The sequence below is a fragment of the Pseudomonas sp. AKS31 genome (assembly GCF_023634765.1).
Lineage (GTDB): Bacteria > Pseudomonadota > Gammaproteobacteria > Pseudomonadales > Pseudomonadaceae > Aquipseudomonas.
In genome coordinates this window covers 125,165-143,594 of sequence record NZ_JAMLFX010000011.1, presented here as the reverse complement: position 1 = coordinate 143,594, position 18,430 = coordinate 125,165, and the positions used below count along the sequence as shown (strand labels likewise).

The following is an 18,430-nucleotide window of genomic DNA, read 5'->3' as shown; positions in this document are numbered from 1 at the left end:
AAGCCTGTAAAGGTGTAAACGATGTCCCCGGTCTAATTTGTAAAGGATGTGCCGGTCTCTACAGTGAGGGTTTAGCTTTTCAGCCACTGCACAATTCCCAACCCGGCCGCCCGCCCACTGGCAAAACATCCCGTCAGCAAATAGCCGCCCGTTGGCGCTTCCCAGTCAAGCATCTCGCCCGCGCAGAACACCCCCGGCAACGCCTTGATCATCAAGCGTTCGTCCATCGCCTCGAACGTCACGCCCCCGGCACTACTGATCGCCTCGTCCAATGGCCGCGTTCTGACCAGAGTCAGCGGCAACGCTTTGATCGCCCGCGCCAACAGCGTCGGATCAGCAAACGTCGCCGCATCAGTCAACTCACGCAACAACGCCGCTTTCACCCCATCAATCCCGACCTGACTGTGCAGATGCTTGGCCATTGACCGCGAACCGCGTGGCTTGCTTAACGCTGCCTGCACTTTATCCACAGGTCGGCCGGGCAGCAGATCGATGTGAATGACCGCCGCGCCTTGCTGATTGATCGCCTCACGAATCGGCGCCGACAGCGCATAAATCAGACTGCCCTCGATTCCTGTAGCGGTGATTACACATTCGCCCAAGCGCGGTACATCGTCGTTCAAGCCGATGGCGATATTTTTCAGCGGTGCGCCGGCGAATTTGCTCACCATCAATTCACTCCAGGCCTGCACCTCGAAGCCGCAATTGCTTGGCTGCAACGGCGCCAGTCCTACACCGCGTTGTTCCAGCGGCAACATCCACGCACCGTCGGAACCGAGGCGCGCCCAGCTGCCGCCGCCGAGGGCGAGCAGGGTGGCGTCGGGTTTTACGGTGATTTCACCTTCCGGGCTGTCGATGCGCAGCGCGCCGTGTTCATCCCAACCGAGCCAGCGATGGCGGGTGTGGATAACTACGCCGCTGTCGCGCAGGCGTTTGAGCCAGGCGCGTAGCAGTGGCGCGGCTTTCATGTCCGTAGGAAAAACCCGGCCGGAGCTACCGACAAAAGTTTCGATACCCAGATCGTGAATCCATGTGCACAACGCATCGGCGTCGAAGCCGCGCAGCAACGGTGCGATCTGCGGTGCGCGTTCGGCATAGCGCGAGAGGAATGCCGGGTAGGCTTCGGAATGGGTGATGTTCATGCCGCCGACGCCAGCGAGCAGGAACTTGCGGCCCACCGAGGGCATGCCGTCGTAGAGATCGACGCGGATTCCGGCCTGGCTCAGCACTTCGGCGGCCATCAGGCCGGCAGGGCCACCGCCGATGATGGCGACGTGAGCGGGGGAGGAGGCGGAAGTCTGGTTCATGGCTGCGCTGCGGTATGGCGGGATAAGGCGCGCATTCTAACAGCGCAAACCAATGTAGGAGATCCTTGTGGGAGCGAGCCTGCTCGCGAAAGCGGTGGGTCAGTCAGTGAAATGTTGAGTGTACCGACGCCTTCGCGAGCAGGCTCGCTCCCACAGTAGGATTTTGGTGGATTCAGTGTCTGGTTAAAAAATAGCCAGTGTTCTGTGGGCCGCAATTGGCATGGCCTGTAGTCCCTTTCACTCAGGTTATCCACAGGCCGTTCCACAGCGATTGTGGGTAACGCAGCACAACTCAATGACAACCGTGTGACTGCCAGACCCGCTGCGCGCTGTGATGGAGGATGCCGTGGCGGCGGGCGAGGGCGTGGCGATCCTTGCTGTAGCCTCCGCCGATCACGCCCATCACCGGAATGTCGCGGCCCAGACAATGACGCATCACGCTTTCATCGCGGGCGGCGACGCCTGCGTCGGTCAACTGCAGATAACCGAGGGCATCGTCCTTGTGCACGTCTACACCGGCGTCGTACAGCACCAGATCCGGTTGATACAGCGGCAGCAAATAGTTGAGCGTGTCATCGACCACTTTCAAGTAATCAGCGTCGCCCATGCCTTTGGGCAGCGGGATGTCCCAGTCGCTTTGCGCTTTGCGTGCAGGGAAATTCTTCTCGCAGTGCAGGGAAACGGTAATCGCCTCCGGCGTGTCATGCAGGATTCGCGCGGTGCCGTCGCCCTGATGCACATCGCAATCGAAGATCAGCACGCGATTCACCCGCCCGCTTTGCAGCAGGTAATGGCTGATGATCGCCAAGTCATTGAAGATGCAGAATCCCGCTGGATAGTCGTAATGCGCATGGTGGGTGCCGCCCGCCAAGTGACAGGCCAGTCCATGCTCCAGGGCTTTTTCCGCTGCCAGAATCGAACCGCCGACTGCGCGCACCGTACGCCGCGCCAAGGCTTCGTTCCACGGCAGGCCAAGGCGCCGTTGGTCTTCGCGGGACAACTCGCCGCTCATGTAGCGTTCGATATACGCACGGTCATGGGCGAGGGCGAGGATGTCGTTGGGGCAGATCTCCGGGCGCAGCAGATCAGCGTCGCGGGTCAGACCGCTGTCGACCAGGTGATCGCGCAGCAGGCGAAACTTGTCCATCGGGAAGCGGTGATCCGCCGGAAACTCGGGGCTGTAGTCTTCGTGGTAGATCAGCGGCAGTGGCATGGCGGTTTCATGTAGGAACGTAGGAAAGAGTGAAGGATCCTACCAGCGATGTAGACTTGCGGCATGGAAACGGAGGGGCATGATGGAGCCGATACTGGAACTTGAAAGCGCGCGCTTGCTGATGCGTCAGTGGCAGGACGAGGATTTGCCGGCATTTGCCGCGATGTGCGCCGATCCTCAGGTGATGCGCTATTTTCCGGCACCGTTGAGTCGTCTGGAAAGCGCGTCGATGATCGGCCGTGTGCGCGGGCATTTTGCCGAGCACGGGTTTGGCCTGTGGGCGCTTGAGCGCAAGGACAGCGGCGAATTCATCGGTTTCACCGGCCTGGGCGTGGTCGGTTTCGATGCGCCGTTCACGCCAGCGGTGGAAATCGGCTGGCGTCTGGCCAAGGAACATTGGGGCCTGGGTTACGCCAGTGAAGCGGCGTGGACTGCTCTGCGCTGCGGCTTTGATCGGTTGGCGCTAAAGGAGATCGTCTCCTTCACCGCGCAATCCAATCTGCCCTCGGAGAAAGTCATGCAGGCGATCGGCATGCACCACGCCCCGGAAGATGATTTCGATCACCCCAAGCTAGCCGCCGATCATCCGCTGCGCCGGCATGTGCTGTACCGCATCAGCCGCGAACAATGGCTGCAAACCTTGCATGGATAAGCCGACACGGACGTTTACAATGGCCGCCAAATCATTGGCCCGCGCCAGAATCTGAATCGGCCGCCGCAGCCAAGACTGCGCGGCATAGTGCTTTGTGTGAGGAGAGTCTGAATGAGCCAAGTGTTGGAAGATCTGGTCGACCTGCTGACCCTGGAACCGATCGAAGAAAACCTGTTCCGTGGCCGTAGCCAGGATCTGGGGTTCCGTCAGTTGTTTGGTGGCCAGGTGCTGGGTCAGTCGCTGTCGGCGGCCAGTCAGACCGTTGAAGAAGCGCGTCATGTGCATTCGATGCATGGCTATTTCCTGCGTCCGGGCGATGCCAAGTTGCCGGTGGTCTACTCGGTTGATCGCGTGCGCGATGGCGGCAGTTTCAGCACTCGCCGCGTCACGGCGATCCAGAAGGGCCATCCGATTTTCACTTGTAGCGCATCGTTTCAATACGACGAGGCGGGCTTTGAGCACCAGAGCCAGATGCCGGTGGTGGTCGGTCCGGAAAACCTGCCTTCGGAGCTGGAGTTGACCCAGCAACGCGCGCACCTGATCCCCGAGCACATGCGTGAAAAACTGCTGTGCCCGAAACCGATCGAAGTACGCCCGGTCACCGAAAAAGACCCGTACAACCCGCAACCGGCGGATCCGATCAAATATGTGTGGTTCCGTGCCGATGGCGCACTGGCCGACATTCCGGCGCTGCACAAATACCTGCTGGCCTACGCCTCGGACTTCGGCCTGCTGACCACCTCGATGCTGCCCCACGGCAAATCGGTCTGGCAGAAAGACATGCAGGTCGCCAGCCTTGATCACGCACTGTGGTTCCACAACGATCTGCGCGCCGATGACTGGTTGCTCTACGCGATGGACAGTCCGTGGGCCGGCAATTCCCGTGGATTCTCCCGTGGCAGCGTGTACAACCGCGCCGGGCAACTGGTCGCCTCGGTGACGCAGGAAGGCCTGATCCGCCATCGCAAGGATTGGGCATGAGCCTGCAAGAGGTGAAGCATTGGGTGTTCGACATGGACGGCACGCTAACCGTCGCCGTGCATGACTTTGCGGCGATTCGCGTGGCACTGGCGATTCCGCCGGAGGACGACATCCTCACTCATCTCGCGGCATTGCCGGCGGATGAAGCGGCGGTGAAACACGCCTGGCTGCTGGAGCACGAAAGGGATCTGGCGCTGGGGTCGACCCCGGCGACCGGGGCGGTGGAGCTGGTGCGTGACCTGCACGCGCGCGGTTACCGCCTCGGCATTCTGACCCGCAATGCGCGGGAATTGGCGCATGTGACGCTGCAAGCGATTGGCCTGGCCGACTGCTTTGCGGTGGACGATGTGTTGGGCCGCGATGAAGCGCCGCCGAAGCCGCATCCGGGTGGACTGTTGAAGTTGGCAGAGGCCTGGGCTGTGCCGGCCAGCGATATGGTGATGGTCGGTGATTACCGTTTTGATCTGGACTGCGGGCGAGCGGCGGGGGCGCGGACGGTGTTGGTGAATGTGCCGGAAAACCCGTGGCCTGAGTTGACCGATTGGCATGCGAAGGATTGTGTCGAGTTGCGCAGGATGTTGTTTACCTGACATTTCGGTTGTTTGATCTGGCCTCATCGCTGGCAAGCCAGCTCCCACAGGGATTTTCAGTGAATGCAAAATGTATGCGACACAACCCACTGTGGGAGCTGGCTTGCCAGCGATGGCGGCAGATCATTCAATACAGGACTTATTCGAACAACGCCTTCTGCCCCTCCGGCGAGGTCAGCATCCCATCGCCGTTATGCCCGACCCCGGGCACTTCCACCAGTCGCTGATTCACCCCTTCCGGATGCCGACGCAGCAAATAGCCGAAGTACAACTTGCCACGCTCCAGGCGATACGCACCCTGCGCCTCGGCTTCACAGCGCTTGTCCAGCGCTGGATGATTGGGATCGATGTCCTGCTGCCCAAGCAGATAAATCACCTCGCGTTTGATGTAACTGCTCTCAAGCTGCAACGGCGTTTGCCCACCGGCATACACCGGCATGTCTGACAGACCATACTTCCAGCGATTGAAACCCGCGCACTTGGCGTGATCGAACGCCACTGGCCGTTGCTCATTGAAATAGGCGTACGACGATGGGTTGGCGACGACATAGCGCAGGCGAATGCCGTTGGCTTTCAGTGCCGGCTGCTCCTTGGCGAGCAGGGCATAACGCTGCACCACCTGGCCGCCGCCGGAGTGCCCGAAGATCACGATCTGCTTGACGTCGGGAAACTGTTTGCGATCGCTGATCCGTCCGACGATCTCATCGAGCGCAGCATAGGAACTCAACGGATTCGGCCCTGTGGATAAGCCGCCGCCCATCCACTCGTTGCCTTGCCAGCGCAGCAACGTGGCGGGGAGCGAGTACAGCGCGACATCGCTTTGATTGAGAAACTGCGGCGCAATCACCAGCGTGTGCGCGCTTTGTCCTGCCAGTTCGGCGGCGCTCTCGGCGCTTTTGCGATAGGTTTCCGAGTTGCGCAACCGGCCATGAATGACGATCAGCACGCGCTCGATCTTCTCCGGCGCAGGACCGATGCCCACCGCCATTTCCCCGGCCTTGAATTGCAAACGACCGGGGCTGATCGCATCGACACCTGCGGCGTGCGCGGTGCTGCCAACGATCAGTAACGCCAAAAGCCATTTATGCATTTACAGGTTTTTCGCCGCGAAGGTGTCGCACTGGCCGACCTGGCCCTGCGCGAATCCGGTTTTGAACCAGCGCACCCTTTGCGCCGACGTACCGTGGGTAAACGAGTCCGGCACCACACGGCCCTGACCCTGTTGTTGCAGGCGATCATCACCGATGGCGTTGGCCGCATTCAAGGCCTCTTCGATATCGCCCGGTTCCAGCCAGTTCAAGCGCTTCTGTGCGCTGTAGGCCCAGACGCCGGCGAGGCAGTCGGCCTGCAATTCCTGACGCACCAGCAGGCCGCCATCGCCTTCCATCTGCCGACCTTGCTGGCGGGCTGTCTGAATTTTCGCCGAGACACCGAGAAGTGTCTGCACATGGTGTCCGACTTCGTGAGCGATCACGTAGGCCTGAGCAAAGTCGCCAGCGGCTTTGAAGCGCTGGGCCATTTCCTGGAAGAACGCCATGTCCAGATAGACCTTCTGATCTGCCGGGCAGTAGAACGGGCCGGTGGCCGAGGTCGCCAGACCGCAGGCGGAATTGACCCGATTGCTGAACAGCACCAGCGTCGGGTCCTTATATTGCCGGCCGGCCTGCTGGAAAATCGAGCCCCAGGTGTCCTCGGTATCGCCAAGGATCGAGCGGACGAATTCGGCCTGTTCATCGTTGGCCGGCGGCGCCTGACGAGTTTGCGAAGTGGGCGCCGATTGTTGTGTGGATTGCCCGGCGAGCTGACCGAGAATCTGCAGCGGATCCTGTCCGGTGATCCAGCCGATACCGACGATCAGCAGGATAGCCCCCAGACTCAGGCCTTTGCCGCCGCCGAAGCGCATGCCGCCGCCACCGCCGGCATCATCACCACGGGCATCGACGACGTTGTCACTGCGTCGGCCTTTTTTCCATAGCATGTGGGAATCCTCTGTGTGTATCGGGTGGTGATGAGTGTTGCTGTTGTGTGAGTGTGGCGCCAGTCCGGTCGTCCGTCTATTCGTACGCCCGCAGCCCAGTCGACGGGTAAGAACCCGTTGTGTTCAGTGAATTCCATTCAACAAAGATAATTTGTGAAATGTTCACCGGGTTCCATATTTTGCTTTGTATTGTGCATATTCTAGAATTCACCAAATTTAACTGAGATCTCACTATGGCCGGCAGTCAAATCGAACGGGTTTTCAGCGTGCTGGAAAACCTCACCAGTGAGCCCCGTGGATTGGCGCTGCAGACGCTCGCCGAGCAGATCGACATCCCGAAAAGTGCGACGCACCGTTTGCTCGCCGAACTGACACGACTCGGTTACGTGCGGCAGAACCCGGAGACTTTGCGTTATCACTTGTCGACCAAACTGGTGGCGATGGGTTTTCGTTACCTGTCGAGCAGCGGCGCCGATATCGTGCAGCCGGTGCTCGATCGCCTGGCTCAGGAAACCGGCGAGCTGGTGCGTCTGGGTGTTATCGATGGCGAACGTCAGACCTGGATCGCCAAGTCTCAGGGCGCACGCAGTGGTTTGCGTTACGACCCGGACATGGGCCGCGATGCGCCGCTGTTCTACACCGCTTCGGGCCATGCGTGGCTGGCGTGCATGAGCGATGCCGAGGCATTGTCGCTGGTTGAACGCCAGGGCGCCGAGGTGCCGGCGGACATCGGGCCGAACGCGCCGCGCTCCAATATCGAATTGCTCGAGCTTCTTCGGGTCGCGCGCGAGTTGGGGTATGCCTGTGTCGAAGAAAGTTCGGCGGTGGGGACGTCGGCGATTGCGGCGGTGGTGCGCCATCCCGCTGACGGGCGGGTGGTCGGTGTGCTGAGCATCGCCGGGCCGAGTGCGCGGATGCCGGGGGCGAGGCTGCATGAGTTGGCACCATTGCTGCTCAGGTTTACTGAGGAGCTGTCCGCTGCGAGTCTGGCTTCGGAGCTGTTCGTCTAACCTGAGTTCACTTGGCCCCGCTTCGCCTGCGGTTGCAAAGTTGTGCGGTGTTCGCACACTTTTATTGTTGGTGGGTGTCGGGATCTGGAACCGGGTTCTAGATTGTTGCTTGGGATCTTTCCTCAGCTTGTTTTCTTCAGAGATAGCCAATGACTGTCAGCACCCCGCTTTCCGGAGTCAACCAACCCTTCAAAGGGATCATGCTGATTGTCGTGGCGACCTTTCTGTTCTCCAGCCATGACGCGCTGTCGAAGTATCTGTCTGGGTTCTATCCGATCGTGATGGTGGTGTGGGCACGTTATGTGGTGCACACGCTGTTGATGGCGGGGATTTTTCTGCCGCAATCCGGATTGCGCGTCCTGCGCACCAAGAAGCCGTTATGGCAGTTGGTTCGGGCACTCTGCCTGCTCGGCACCAGCCTGTTTTTCACCACGGCGTTGCTGTACATCCCGTTGGCGGAAGCCACAGCGGTCAACTTTCTCGCGCCGGTTTTGGTGACAGCCTTGTCCGTGCCGCTGCTCAAAGAGCGGGTGACGCGTGGTCAATGGATCGCGGTGATCTGCGGCTTTGTCGGCGTGCTGATCATCGTCCATCCCGGCGGTGAGTTGTTCACTCCGGCGGTGTTACTGCCGTTTTGTTCGGCGCTGTTTTTCTGCTTCTATCAGTTGCTGACCCGCAAGCTCGCCGAAGTCGACAGCCCGACCACCAGCAACTTTTTCGCCGGGTTATGCAACACGCTGGTGATGAGTGCACTGGTGCCGTTCTTCTGGCAGGTGCCGACGTTGACCCATGCCGGGTTGATGCTGGCGCTGGGCAGTTGCGGGATGACCGCGCATTTGTTTCTGACCCAGGCGTTTCGCCATGCCGCACCAGCGCTGCTGGCGCCGTTCGGTTATTGCCAGATCGTGTTTGCCGGGTTGTTGGGCTGGCTGCTGTTCAATCACACGCCGAGTCTGTTGACGGTCATTGGCATTGCGGTGATCTGTTGCAGTGGACTGGCGGCAGCGTGGCAACAGAGCAGAAAACAGCAACCCGTGTAGGAGCTGACGAGTGAAACGAGGCTGCGATCTTTTGATCTTCAAAATCAAGATCAAAAGATCGCAGCGTGCCGCAGCTCCTACAAGGGAGTGGTGTGTAGGCAGGTTACTCGGTGACGGTAGGAATCTTGCGCGGTGCCATGAAGTACATCCACGTCAGCGCAATGAAGTACATCGCCGGAATCAGGGTGAACAACACGGTGTAGTTGTTGTTGGTCACGGTGAGGATGTGGCCGACGATCTGGGTCATGAACATCCCGCCAATCGCTGCGCACATACCACCGAAACCGAACACCGTGCTCATCATGTGCTTGGGCGTGTAGTCCATCACCAGGCTCCAGATGTTCGCCGTCCACGCCTGATGCGCACCGATGGCCAGAGAAATCGCGGCCACCGCCACCCACAGGTTGGCAGAGCCGGCGGCCATGATCACGCCGATGATGCAGCAGGCAAACAGGAACATCGACAGCAGCCGCGCCTTGATCGAATTCATCCCGCGACCGATCAGGAACGAAGACAGAATGCCGCCACCGACGCTGCCGAAGTCGGCCGTAACGTAGATGATGATCAACGGAATACCCATCTGGGTGACGTTGATGCCCAGGTTGTATTGCTGATTGAGAAACGGCGGCAGCCAGTACAGGTAGAACCAGAACACCGGCGCGGTCAGCGAGTAGGCGAGGGCGAAGGCCCAGGTGCCGCGCATTCGCAGGATTTTCGAGAACGGCACGCGGGCCTGTTCCGGTTCGACTTCTTGCTGGATGTAGTCCAGCTCGGACTGTTTCACGCTCGGGTGATCTTCCGGGTTGAAGTACTTCAAGCCCCAGAACAGCAACCAGATCCCGCCCAGCGCCGCCATGCACAGGAATGCCGCTTGCCAGCCCCAGACGTGCAGAACCAGTGGCAGCAGCATCGGCGTGAACATCGCACCGACGTTAGTGCCGGCGTTGAAGATGCCGGTGGCGACCGCACGTTCGCCGGCCGGGAACCACAGACGCGTGGTTTTCACGCAGGCCGGGTAGTTGGCCGCTTCAGTCAGACCGAGGATAAAGCGGCAGACCATAAAGCCAACAGCTGAGGTTGCCAGACCATGAGCGCCAGTAGCCAGGCTCCAGAGCAGCACGGCGCAGAAGAACACGCGCTTGACGCCGACCCGGTCGATCAAGCGACCTTGCAGGACGAAACCGATCGCGTAGCCGACCTGAAACCAGAAGTTGATGTTGGCGTAATCCATCGCCGTCCAGCTCATTTCCTTGGCGAGGATCGGCTGCATGACGCCGAGGGCGGCGCGGTCGATGTAGTTCAGGGTAGTGGCGAAAAACACCAGCGCCAGCATGCCCCAACGGGTTTTGCCGACGGCCATGGCGCCGCGGATCTTGTCGCCAATGCCACCCGTGGCAGTGCTCATGGCCGGGGCCATGCGGGAAGTCTGTGAAGGAATCATGTGTTCCACCCGTTTTTGGATTTGTTATTTGGTGTGCTTGTTACTTGCACGCTGCGACCGGTGGTTCAGATCCGGACTCAATGTGGGGTCGATGTTGGGCAGTGGACGAAAAATCGTCAATTCGCCAAACCGCCATTGTGTTCGATAATCGCACGCAAAACTAACCGGGTAGTACACTTTAAATTGCTGCCACGATCGATGCAGCCAATAATTTCCCCCACTATAAAAATCATCCTGTGTAGGAGCTGCCGAAGGCTGCGATCTTTGCTTTTCAGGATCAAACGATCGCAGTCTTCGGCAGCTCCTATATTAAAGCGGCGCAGTCCGGGAGTTGAAACATGCAGCGTTCCATTGCCACCGTTTCCTTGAGCGGCACCCTGCCGGAAAAACTCGAAGCCATCGCCGCCGCCGGGTTCGACGGGGTGGAGATTTTCGAAAACGACCTCTTGTACTACGACGGCAGTCCGCGGGAAATTAAACAGATGTGCGCCGATCTCGGCATCGCCATCACCCTGTTTCAGCCGTTCCGCGATTTCGAAGGCTGCCGCCGCGATCGGCTGGCGCGCAATCTCGAGCGGGCCGAGCGCAAATTCGACCTGATGCAGGAACTGGGCACCGACCTGGTACTCGTCTGCAGTAACGCCTCGGCCGACAGCGTCGGTGATCAGCAAATCCTCGTCGATGACCTGCGCCTGCTGGCCGAACATGCCGGCGCGCGCGGTTTGCGCATCGGTTACGAGGCGCTGGCTTGGGGCCGGCATGTGAACACGTATCAACAGGTCTGGGACATCGTGCGTCAGGCCGATCACCCGAGCCTCGGCGTGTTGCTCGACAGCTTTCACACCTTGTCGTTGAAGGGTGATCCGCGCGCCATTGCCGACATTCCCGGCGACAAGATCTTCTTTGTGCAAATGGCCGACGCGCCGATCCTGGCCATGGATGTGCTGGAGTGGAGCCGGCATTTCCGTTGCTTCCCGGGGCAGGGCGAATTCGATCTGCCGGGTTTCCTCGCGCCGATCATCCAGAGTGGCTACACCGGGCCGCTGTCGCTGGAAATCTTCAACGACGGTTTCCGCGCCGCGCCGCCACGGGCCAATGCTGCGGACGGTTTGCGCTCGCTGCTGTATCTGGAAGAAAAGACCCGTCAGCGCCTGGAGCAGGAAGTGACGCCTGTGGCCAACCGCGAAATCCTGTTCGAAACACCGAAGGCCAGCGAGTACAACGGCATCGAGTTTCTCGAGTTTGCCGTCGACGAAGCACTCGGCGCCAAACTCAGTCATTGGCTCGAACGCCTCGGTTTCGTCAAGGCCGGGCAACATCGCTCCAAGAGCGTGAGCCTGTTGCGCCAGGGCGATATCAACCTGATCCTCAACTCCGAACCGTATTCATTCGCTCACAGCTTCTTCGAGGCTCACGGCCCGTCGCTGTGCGCGACGGCTGTGCGGGTCAAGGACAGCGCCAGTGCGTTAGCCCGCGCTGTCGCTTACAAAGGTCAGCCCTACCGTGGTCTGGTCGGCCCTAACGAACTGGAACTGGCAGCGGTGCGTGCGCCGGATGGCAGCCTGATTTATCTGGTGGATGAGGAGGCTGATGTCTATGGCACCGACTTCAATCTGTTGCCGGACGCTGCGGCCCGTGGCGGTTTGAAACGCATCGATCACATGGCCATGGCGTTGCCGGCCGACAGCCTCGACAGTTGGGTGCTGTTCTACAAGAGCCTGCTGGATTTCGAGGCGGATGACGAAGTGGTATTGCCTGACCCGTATGGTCTGGTGAAGAGCCGTGCCTTGCGTAGTCGCGACAGCTCGATCCGTTTGCCACTGAACATTTCCGAGAACCGTAACACCGCCATTTCCCACGCGCTGTCGAGTTATCGCGGTTCCGGTGTGCACCACATCGCCTTTGATTGTGACGACATCTTCGCCGAAGTCAGTCGCGCCAAAGAGGCGGGTGTGCCGCTGCTGGATATCCCGCTCAACTATTACGACGACCTCGCTGCGCGCTTCGATTTCGACGACGAGTTTCTCAGTGAGCTGGCGTATTACAACGTGCTCTACGACCGTGATGCCCAAGGCGGTGAGCTGTTTCACGTCTACACCGAACCGTTCGAAGGGCGCTTCTTCTTCGAGATCATCCAGCGCAAGAACGGCTATGCCGGATACGGCGCGGCGAACGTTGCGGTGCGTCTGGCGGCGATGGCCAAATCACGCAGCGGCGCCGTGCGCCAGGCGAAGTTGTAGGAAATTCGTAAACGCGGGATCAAACACGGGCCGCGTGACTTCCTTCACTGTGCAGCGCAGCCCATAATCGCCAACCTGTGCAGTGATGGCCGTGAGCCCGCAATGACAATAAATCCAGAACTTTCCGCAGCTCCTGTCGTATCCGCTGTAGAGCCGCGCAAGAGTCGCAAGAACAACCCGGAAAAGACCCGCGAGAACATTTTGCAGGAGGCGATCGTCGAGTTCGTCCAGCAAGGTTTGTCGGGTGCCCGCGTCGACGCAATTGCCGAGCGTATCCATACCTCCAAACGCATGATCTATTACTACTTCGGCAGTAAGGAGCAGTTGTACGTCGAGGTCCTGGAGAAGCTTTACGGCGATATCCGCAGCACCGAAAACCGTTTGCACCTGGCGGAGTTGCCGCCGGTGGAGGCGATTCGGCGATTGGTCGAGTTCACCTTCGATCACCACGACCGCAACGTCGATTTCGTGCGCATCGTCAGCATCGAAAACATCCACAACGCCGAATTCGTTAAGCGTTCCGACGCGATCAAGGCGATGAACAACACCATCCTCGATTCACTCGGCGAGATTCTGCGTCGTGGTGCTGCTGAGGGTGTTTTCCGTGCGGGGCTGGATGCGCTGGATGTGCATTTGTTGATCAGTTCGTTCTGTTTCTACCGCGTGTCGAACCGGCACACGTTTGGCGAGATCTTTCAGATCGATCTGCCGGATGAAAGCATCAAGCAGCGGCATCGCGAGATGATTTGCGAGTCGGTGTTGCGTTATCTGCAGGCCTGACACCGTCCATGTGGGAGCGAGCCTGCTCGCGAAAGCGGTGTGTCAGTCAGTAAATATGTTGACTGAAGGTACGCCTTCGCGAGCAGGCTCGCTCCCACAGGTTTTTAGCCATTCATGCTTTGAAAATGCGCGAGCATCCGCTGCGCATCCGGCGCCACGCCGCTGAACAATTCAAACGCCTTCACCGCCTGAAACACCGCCATATTGCCGCCATCCAGCGTCCGGCAACCCAGCGCTCTCGCATTGCGCAGCAATTCGGTTTCCAGCGGGAAGTACACAATCTCCGCCACCCACAATTCCTTGCGCAACAGCTCGACCGGCACCGGCATGCCCGGCAGTTTGGCCATGCCCATCGGCGTAGTGTTGACCAGGCCGTCGGCCTGATTCAGCGTGCCCGGCAGATCCCGCCCGGCCGCCGCGCGACCCGAGCCAAAATGCTGATTGAGATTGTTCGCCAGGCTCTCGGCGCGCTCACGATCGACATCGAAAATGCTCAGTTGCTGTACGCCTTCGCTCAACAACGCGTGGGCCACTGCTGCGCCTGCGCCACCAGCGCCCATCTGGACTACGCGTTCACGGGCAGCGTCCTTCAGCCCCCGGCGAAAACCCTCGGCGAAACCAAGGCAGTCGGTGTTGTGGCCGACACGTTTACCGTCCTTCAAGACCACCGTGTTGACCGCGCCGATACCCTTGGCTTCTGGCGACAATTCATCGAGCAGCGGGATGATGGCCTGCTTGCACGGAAACGTGATGTTCAGCCCGGTGTAATTCATCCGCTCGGCCGCCAGCAGCAGATCGGGCAGGGCGGTGCTGTCAATTTTCAGCTGATCGAGATCGATCAATCGATACAGATAGCGCATGCCTTGCGCATCACCTTCGTGCTCATGCAGTGCCGGCGTGCGCGAGGCCTGAATGCCAGCGCCGATCAGTCCGGCGAGTATTACGTTAGAGCGAGACATGCGCGTTACCCCTTTAGCCGCTGGCTGAAATGTTCCAGTGCCAAGCGATAGCCATGGCTGCCAAAGCCGCACATCACTGCCGTGGCTATGGCCGAGACGAACGAGTGATGGCGGAACGGCTCGCGGGCGTGGACGTTGGACAGGTGCACTTCGATCACCGGCAACTCACTGGCCACCAGCGCGTCGCGAATCGCCACCGATGTGTGGGTCCACGCGGCCGGATTGATCACGATTCCGGCGCAACGACCCCGGGCCGCGTGAATCCAGTCGAGCAGTTCGCCCTCGTGATTGGTCTGGCGAAATTCCACGGCCAGGCCGAACTCTTCGGCAGCGCGCCCGCACAGCGCCGAGATATCCGCCAGGGTTTCGTGACCGTAAGTCGCCGGCTCGCGAGTGCCGAGCAGGTTCAGGTTCGGGCCGTTGAGCACCAGAACGATAGGGGGCATGAGGGGTAACTCCACTTATTGTTTTTGGCTTTGGCCGAGTGTTTCAGCCTGTGGAGATAAAATGTACCAGATGGTTACATCGGTCAATTGAAGTGCTTGAGGCCAGGTTTTTTGTGTTCGGTAATCGAACGCAAGCCATTTCATACTGAATGTTGTTCGAGTCGTAACGACAGCTTTGCTTACGTTTTCTCTTGGAGATTCACCGACTCCTGACCCATGCCGGCGCTAGCCTGAGAGTGGAGAGGAGTAGCGCGTGCTGTGCAGCTCCGGTCGTCGGATTTGAAAGGATTATCGAATCCTGAAATTTATTAACCTAACGGATGGGTTAGGATGAAGGTATGCAGCTACAAGGGATTGTCGATACGCGTAATGTTGCGGGATGAGCACTGCCCACCTCACGTTCATGTGAATGCGGGCGTCTGGAATGCGCGATTCCAGTTCAGCTTCTGGCACAACGACATTGATCTGTGGGATGTCGTGCCGCTGTCTCGTCGACCGCCGATGGCCGTGCTGGAGGGCTTGTGTCGATCACTCGGACATCCTGTTCATCTGCGTCGCGCACGTGGGATCTGGTGGTCAGGCTTGCAAACCGTCTGTCTCGACAATCAGGTGTGGGACTGCGAATCAAACGAGGTTCCCGTGATGAAAGCGGTTACCGATACGACCTACAGGATCGCTGCGGCGCGCTATGAGCCAGAAGAGAGCAAGGTGCTTCTGACATTGGTCGGCAAACTGGAAGGAGTTGAAATCCACTTATGAAAGTCATCAAGGTAAAGCCGTCCGTACATCGCCCACTGACGGAAGAAATGCTCGATGCAGCGATAGAGCGTGGTGAAGCACGACAGGCCAGCAGTTTGCAGGCGGTTTCTGTGCGCGTCGAAAAATCTTCTCTGGTCATCCGTTTTGAGGACGGCAGTGGTGTGTTGCTACCGGTGAACCAGTATCCAGAGTTCGACGGGTTTGATGCGGGCGATTACGAGGAGCTGACCGTCGGTTTCGCAGGCACTGCGCTGTGCCACGAGGGCAAAGACCTCGACGTTTCCATTGCCGGGATGATTTCAGCAAGCCCGTCACTCATGAGGATGGCCGCGTCGGTGGTTGCATCGCGTAACGGTCGTCAGAGCAGTGCTGCAAAGTCCGCCGCGGCACGGGCCAACGGCAAAAAGGGCGGTCGCCCACGCAAGGCCGATCCCGCGCTGTAAGCGCCCACAAAAAAGCCGTCAATCACGACGGCTTTTTCGTATCCGGCATCGGCAATCAACGGCGTGTCAGCAGCACACCCGATTCCATGTGATGCGTCCACGGGAACTGGTCGAACAACGCGCATTTGGTGATTCGGTGGGTGTCGTGCAACTGTGCGATGTTCGCCGCCAGGGTTTCCGGGTTGCAGGAGATGTACAGGATGTTATCGAAGCGGCGGGTCAGCTCGCAGGTGTCCGGGTCCATGCCGGCGCGTGGCGGGTCGACGAAGACGCTGCCGAATTCGTAGCTCTTCAGGTCGATGCCTTGCAGGCGGCGGAACGGGCGCACGTCGTTGAGCGCTTCGGTCAGTTCTTCGGCGGACAAACGCACCAGCGTGACGTTATCCACAGCGTTTTCGCTGAGGTTGCTCAGGGCGGCGTTGACCGAGGTCTTGCTGATTTCGGTGGCCAGCACTTTGCGCACGCGTGTCGCGAGCGGCAGGGTGAAGTTGCCGTTGCCGCAATACAGCTCCAGCAAATCATCGCTGCGATCGCCCAGTGCTTCGTACGCCCAGTTGAGCATCTTCTGGTTCACCGTGCCGTTAGGCTGGGTGAACGCGCCTTCCGGTTGGCGATAGCTGAAGGTGCGGCCGCCGACCTCAAGTTTCTCGACCACGTAATCGAGGCCCAGCACTTCGCGTTTGCCCTTCGAGCGACCAATGATGCTGACACCGAGATCCGCCGATAGCTTCGTGGCTGCCGCGTGCCAGTGCGCGTCCAGCGGGCGGTGATAGCACAAGGTAATCATCGCATCGCCGGACAGCGTGGTCAGGAACTCCACCTGAAACAGCTTGTGGCTCAGCGCCGAACTGGCCTGCCATGCCGCCTTCAGCTGCGGCATCAATTGATTGATGCGCAGGCTGGCGATCGGGAACTCTTCGATGAGGATCGGCGTGCGTTTGTCGTCCTGGGAGAACATCGCGTAATGCCGCTCACCGCCCTCGCGCCACAGGCGGAATTCGGCGCGCAGACGGAAGTTCTGCAACGGCGAGTCGAACACGGTCGGCTCGGGGGCATCGAACGGCGCCAGCAGATCACGCAAGCGCGTGACCTTGGCTTCAAGTTGCTCGGCGTAAGCCTGGGAATCGAAAGTCATGCGTTGAACCAACCCAACTTGATCACGAACAGAATCGACAGAATCACCAGCGCCGGGTTCAGCTCACGAGCGCGGCCGGACAGCAACTTGATCACGGTCCAGGCGATGAAGCCGAACGCGATGCCGTTGGCGATCGAGTAAGTGAACGGCATGGCCAGCGCGGTGACCACGACCGGTGCGGCGACGGTGATGTCGTCCCAGTCTATTTCCGCCAGGCCCGACGTCATCAACACGGCGACGAACAGCAGTGCCGGTGCCGTGGCGAAGGCCGGAACGCTGGACGCCAGTGGCGAGAAGAACAGCGCCAGCAGGAACAGGATCGCCACAACGATGGCCGTCAGACCGGTACGGCCGCCCGCACTCACGCCAGCGGCGGATTCGATGTAACTGGTGGTAGTCGACGTGCCGAGCAACGAACCGGCCATGGCCGCGGTGCTGTCGGCGATCAGCGCACGACCCATTTTCGGCATGTGGCCGTCCTTGCCCATCAGGCCGGCGCGCTTGGCGACGCCGATCAGGGTGCCGGAGTTGTCGAACAGGTCAACGAACAGGAAAGCGAAGATCACGCTGACCAGACCGATGTCCAGCGCGCCTTTGATGTCCAGTTGCATGAAAGTCGGGGCCAGTGATGGAGGCATCGAGGTCACGCCGCCGAACGGGGTGAAGCCCATGGCGATGGAGATGATGGTCACCGCCAGAATGCCGATCAGCACCGCGCCGCGCACTTTCAGCGCTTCGAGGGCAACGATCAAGGCAAAACCGAGGGTGGCAAGAATCGGTGCTGGCTGTTTCAGGTCACCGAGGCCAACCATGGTCGCAGGATTGCTGACCACGATACCGGCGTTGTGCAGGGCGATCAGCGCCAAGAACAAACCAATACCGGCAGCAATCGCCGAACGCAGTGGCAGCGGAATGCTGTTGATGATCCATTCACGGATGCGGAAGATCGACAGCAGGAAGAAGCACACCGCCGAGATGAACACCGCGCCCAGCGCCACTTGCCAGGTGTGGCCCATGTGCAGGACCACGGTGTAAGTGAAGAAGGCGTTCAGACCCATGCCCGGAGCGAGGGCAATCGGGTAGTTGGCGATCAGGCCCATGATCGTCGAACCGATCGCGGCGGCCAGACAGGTGGCGACGAACACCGCACCTTTGTCCATGCCGGTCTCGCCGAGAATGCTCGGGTTGACGAACAGAATGTAGGCCATGGCCAGGAAGGTCGTGATGCCCGCGAGAATCTCGGTGCGCACGTTGGTGTTGTGTGCCTTGAGTTGAAACAGCCTTTCCAGCATGTCTGCTCCCCGTGGCGCGCGTGGCGCCGTGAATGTATCGACCTCAACAGCAAAGCACAGACCGTCGCAAGCGCCTGGAAAATTGTGGTGGGCCGGAAAAAGCCGCGCATCATACCAGCAGCGTGAGGAATATGGCGGTTGTTGGTGTCGATCGTCGGCGAAGT

General features: G+C 59.8%; 18 protein-coding genes. 9 read left to right on the top strand and 9 right to left on the bottom strand.

Going from position 1 to position 18,430, the window contains the following annotated elements; genetic code table 11:
• Window positions 1-71 precede the first annotated feature (71 nt).
• The gene (locus M9827_RS22575; RefSeq protein ID WP_250607200.1) at window positions 72-1,307 is read right to left on the bottom strand and encodes a TIGR03862 family flavoprotein; all 1,236 of its coding nucleotides are present in this window, start codon (window positions 1,305-1,307) and stop codon (window positions 72-74) included.
• Window positions 1,308-1,599: 292 nt separating this feature from the next.
• The gene (locus tag M9827_RS22570; RefSeq protein ID WP_250607199.1) at window positions 1,600-2,520 is read right to left on the bottom strand and encodes a histone deacetylase family protein; all 921 of its coding nucleotides are present in this window, start codon (window positions 2,518-2,520) and stop codon (window positions 1,600-1,602) included.
• Window positions 2,521-2,602: 82 nt separating this feature from the next.
• Between M9827_RS22570 and M9827_RS22565 the strand changes: the two genes are divergently transcribed.
• The 3 genes from M9827_RS22565 to M9827_RS22555 all read left to right on the top strand — a co-directional run bounded on the left by M9827_RS22565 (window position 2,603) and on the right by M9827_RS22555 (window position 4,743).
• Entirely contained in the window at window positions 2,603-3,172 is a 570-nt protein-coding gene (locus M9827_RS22565; protein ID WP_250607198.1) for a GNAT family N-acetyltransferase, read from the top strand.
• Between the two features lie 111 nt (window positions 3,173-3,283).
• Window positions 3,284-4,153 (top strand): acyl-CoA thioesterase II, encoded by an 870-nt coding sequence (gene tesB / locus M9827_RS22560; protein WP_095048747.1) that lies wholly within the window; start codon window positions 3,284-3,286, stop codon window positions 4,151-4,153.
• On the top strand, window positions 4,150-4,743 hold the full coding sequence (locus tag M9827_RS22555; RefSeq protein ID WP_250607197.1) for an HAD family hydrolase: 594 nt from the start codon (window positions 4,150-4,152) through the stop codon (window positions 4,741-4,743). Before tesB ends, M9827_RS22555 begins: the two co-directional genes overlap by 4 nt.
• A 139-nt stretch (window positions 4,744-4,882) precedes the next feature.
• Here the strand turns inward: M9827_RS22555 and M9827_RS22550 are convergent, their stop codons facing one another.
• The gene (locus M9827_RS22550) at window positions 4,883-5,833 is read right to left on the bottom strand and encodes an alpha/beta fold hydrolase (RefSeq protein WP_250607196.1); all 951 of its coding nucleotides are present in this window, start codon (window positions 5,831-5,833) and stop codon (window positions 4,883-4,885) included.
• Window positions 5,834-6,721, bottom strand: a complete 888-nt coding sequence (gene ypfJ / locus M9827_RS22545) for a KPN_02809 family neutral zinc metallopeptidase (RefSeq protein ID WP_250607195.1) — start codon at window positions 6,719-6,721, stop codon at window positions 5,834-5,836.
• Between the two features lie 233 nt (window positions 6,722-6,954).
• Between ypfJ and M9827_RS22540 the strand changes: the two genes are divergently transcribed.
• Entirely contained in the window at window positions 6,955-7,731 is a 777-nt protein-coding gene (locus tag M9827_RS22540) for an IclR family transcriptional regulator (RefSeq protein ID WP_250607194.1), read from the top strand.
• Between the two features lie 149 nt (window positions 7,732-7,880).
• The gene (locus M9827_RS22535) at window positions 7,881-8,771 is read left to right on the top strand and encodes a DMT family transporter (RefSeq protein ID WP_250607193.1); all 891 of its coding nucleotides are present in this window, start codon (window positions 7,881-7,883) and stop codon (window positions 8,769-8,771) included.
• A 103-nt stretch (window positions 8,772-8,874) separates the two neighbouring features.
• Here the strand turns inward: M9827_RS22535 and M9827_RS22530 are convergent, their stop codons facing one another.
• A complete protein-coding gene (locus M9827_RS22530; RefSeq protein WP_095125472.1) occupies window positions 8,875-10,212 on the bottom strand; it encodes an MFS transporter in 1,338 nt (445 codons plus the stop codon).
• Between the two features lie 338 nt (window positions 10,213-10,550).
• Here M9827_RS22530 and quiC point away from each other — a divergent pair, with 338 nt between their 5' ends.
• Window positions 10,551-12,452 (top strand): 3-dehydroshikimate dehydratase QuiC, encoded by a 1,902-nt coding sequence (gene quiC / locus M9827_RS22525; protein WP_250607192.1) that lies wholly within the window; start codon window positions 10,551-10,553, stop codon window positions 12,450-12,452.
• A 102-nt stretch (window positions 12,453-12,554) separates the two neighbouring features.
• Window positions 12,555-13,232: a TetR/AcrR family transcriptional regulator gene (locus M9827_RS22520; protein ID WP_250607191.1), complete on the top strand. Its 678-nt coding sequence runs from the start codon at window positions 12,555-12,557 to the stop codon at window positions 13,230-13,232.
• Between the two features lie 104 nt (window positions 13,233-13,336).
• Here the strand turns inward: M9827_RS22520 and M9827_RS22515 are convergent, their stop codons facing one another.
• Together M9827_RS22515 and aroQ are read right to left on the bottom strand one after the other, a co-directional pair.
• Window positions 13,337-14,191 (bottom strand): shikimate dehydrogenase, encoded by an 855-nt coding sequence (locus M9827_RS22515; protein ID WP_250607190.1) that lies wholly within the window; start codon window positions 14,189-14,191, stop codon window positions 13,337-13,339.
• Window positions 14,192-14,196: 5 nt separating this feature from the next.
• On the bottom strand, window positions 14,197-14,637 hold the full coding sequence (gene aroQ / locus M9827_RS22510; protein ID WP_102899935.1) for a type II 3-dehydroquinate dehydratase: 441 nt from the start codon (window positions 14,635-14,637) through the stop codon (window positions 14,197-14,199).
• Between the two features lie 330 nt (window positions 14,638-14,967).
• Here aroQ and M9827_RS22505 point away from each other — a divergent pair, with 330 nt between their 5' ends.
• Both M9827_RS22505 and M9827_RS22500 read left to right on the top strand, forming a co-directional pair.
• Window positions 14,968-15,396 (top strand): DUF4160 domain-containing protein, encoded by a 429-nt coding sequence (locus M9827_RS22505; RefSeq protein ID WP_250607189.1) that lies wholly within the window; start codon window positions 14,968-14,970, stop codon window positions 15,394-15,396.
• Complete coding sequence (locus M9827_RS22500; RefSeq protein WP_250607188.1) at window positions 15,393-15,839, top strand: DUF2442 domain-containing protein; 447 nt, start codon at window positions 15,393-15,395, stop codon at window positions 15,837-15,839. The genes M9827_RS22505 and M9827_RS22500 overlap by 4 nt, the downstream gene beginning before the upstream one ends.
• 55 nt (window positions 15,840-15,894) lie before the next feature.
• Here M9827_RS22500 and trmA read toward each other — a convergent pair whose 3' ends face one another.
• Together trmA and M9827_RS22490 are read right to left on the bottom strand one after the other, a co-directional pair.
• Entirely contained in the window at window positions 15,895-16,974 is a 1,080-nt protein-coding gene (gene trmA, locus M9827_RS22495) for a tRNA (uridine(54)-C5)-methyltransferase TrmA (RefSeq protein ID WP_250607187.1), read from the bottom strand.
• The gene (locus M9827_RS22490) at window positions 16,971-18,266 is read right to left on the bottom strand and encodes an NCS2 family permease (RefSeq protein ID WP_250607186.1); all 1,296 of its coding nucleotides are present in this window, start codon (window positions 18,264-18,266) and stop codon (window positions 16,971-16,973) included. The genes trmA and M9827_RS22490 overlap by 4 nt, the downstream gene beginning before the upstream one ends.
• Window positions 18,267-18,430: the final 164 nt, after the last annotated feature.

Bases quoted from the DNA above. Each gene is read 5' to 3' on its own strand.
- tesB (WP_095048747.1), top strand. From the start codon at position 3,284: ATGAGCCAAGTGTTGGAAGATCTGGTCGACCTGCTGACCCTGGAACCG.
- M9827_RS22530 (WP_095125472.1), bottom strand. From the start codon at position 10,212: ATGATTCCTTCACAGACTTCCCGCATGGCCCCGGCCATGAGCACTGCC.
- M9827_RS22550 (WP_250607196.1), bottom strand. From the start codon at position 5,833: ATGCATAAATGGCTTTTGGCGTTACTGATCGTTGGCAGCACCGCGCAC.
- M9827_RS22515 (WP_250607190.1), bottom strand. From the start codon at position 14,191: ATGTCTCGCTCTAACGTAATACTCGCCGGACTGATCGGCGCTGGCATT.
- M9827_RS22565 (WP_250607198.1), top strand. From the start codon at position 2,603: ATGGAGCCGATACTGGAACTTGAAAGCGCGCGCTTGCTGATGCGTCAG.
- M9827_RS22575 (WP_250607200.1), bottom strand. From the start codon at position 1,307: ATGAACCAGACTTCCGCCTCCTCCCCCGCTCACGTCGCCATCATCGGC.
- aroQ (WP_102899935.1), bottom strand. From the start codon at position 14,637: ATGCCCCCTATCGTTCTGGTGCTCAACGGCCCGAACCTGAACCTGCTC.
- quiC (WP_250607192.1), top strand. From the start codon at position 10,551: ATGCAGCGTTCCATTGCCACCGTTTCCTTGAGCGGCACCCTGCCGGAA.
- ypfJ (WP_250607195.1), bottom strand. From the start codon at position 6,721: ATGCTATGGAAAAAAGGCCGACGCAGTGACAACGTCGTCGATGCCCGT.
- M9827_RS22540 (WP_250607194.1), top strand. From the start codon at position 6,955: ATGGCCGGCAGTCAAATCGAACGGGTTTTCAGCGTGCTGGAAAACCTC.
- M9827_RS22490 (WP_250607186.1), bottom strand. From the start codon at position 18,266: ATGCTGGAAAGGCTGTTTCAACTCAAGGCACACAACACCAACGTGCGC.
- M9827_RS22535 (WP_250607193.1), top strand. From the start codon at position 7,881: ATGACTGTCAGCACCCCGCTTTCCGGAGTCAACCAACCCTTCAAAGGG.
- M9827_RS22520 (WP_250607191.1), top strand. From the start codon at position 12,555: ATGACAATAAATCCAGAACTTTCCGCAGCTCCTGTCGTATCCGCTGTA.
- M9827_RS22570 (WP_250607199.1), bottom strand. From the start codon at position 2,520: ATGCCACTGCCGCTGATCTACCACGAAGACTACAGCCCCGAGTTTCCG.
- trmA (WP_250607187.1), bottom strand. From the start codon at position 16,974: ATGACTTTCGATTCCCAGGCTTACGCCGAGCAACTTGAAGCCAAGGTC.
- M9827_RS22500 (WP_250607188.1), top strand. From the start codon at position 15,393: ATGAAAGTCATCAAGGTAAAGCCGTCCGTACATCGCCCACTGACGGAA.
- M9827_RS22555 (WP_250607197.1), top strand. From the start codon at position 4,150: ATGAGCCTGCAAGAGGTGAAGCATTGGGTGTTCGACATGGACGGCACG.
- M9827_RS22505 (WP_250607189.1), top strand. From the start codon at position 14,968: ATGAAGGTATGCAGCTACAAGGGATTGTCGATACGCGTAATGTTGCGG.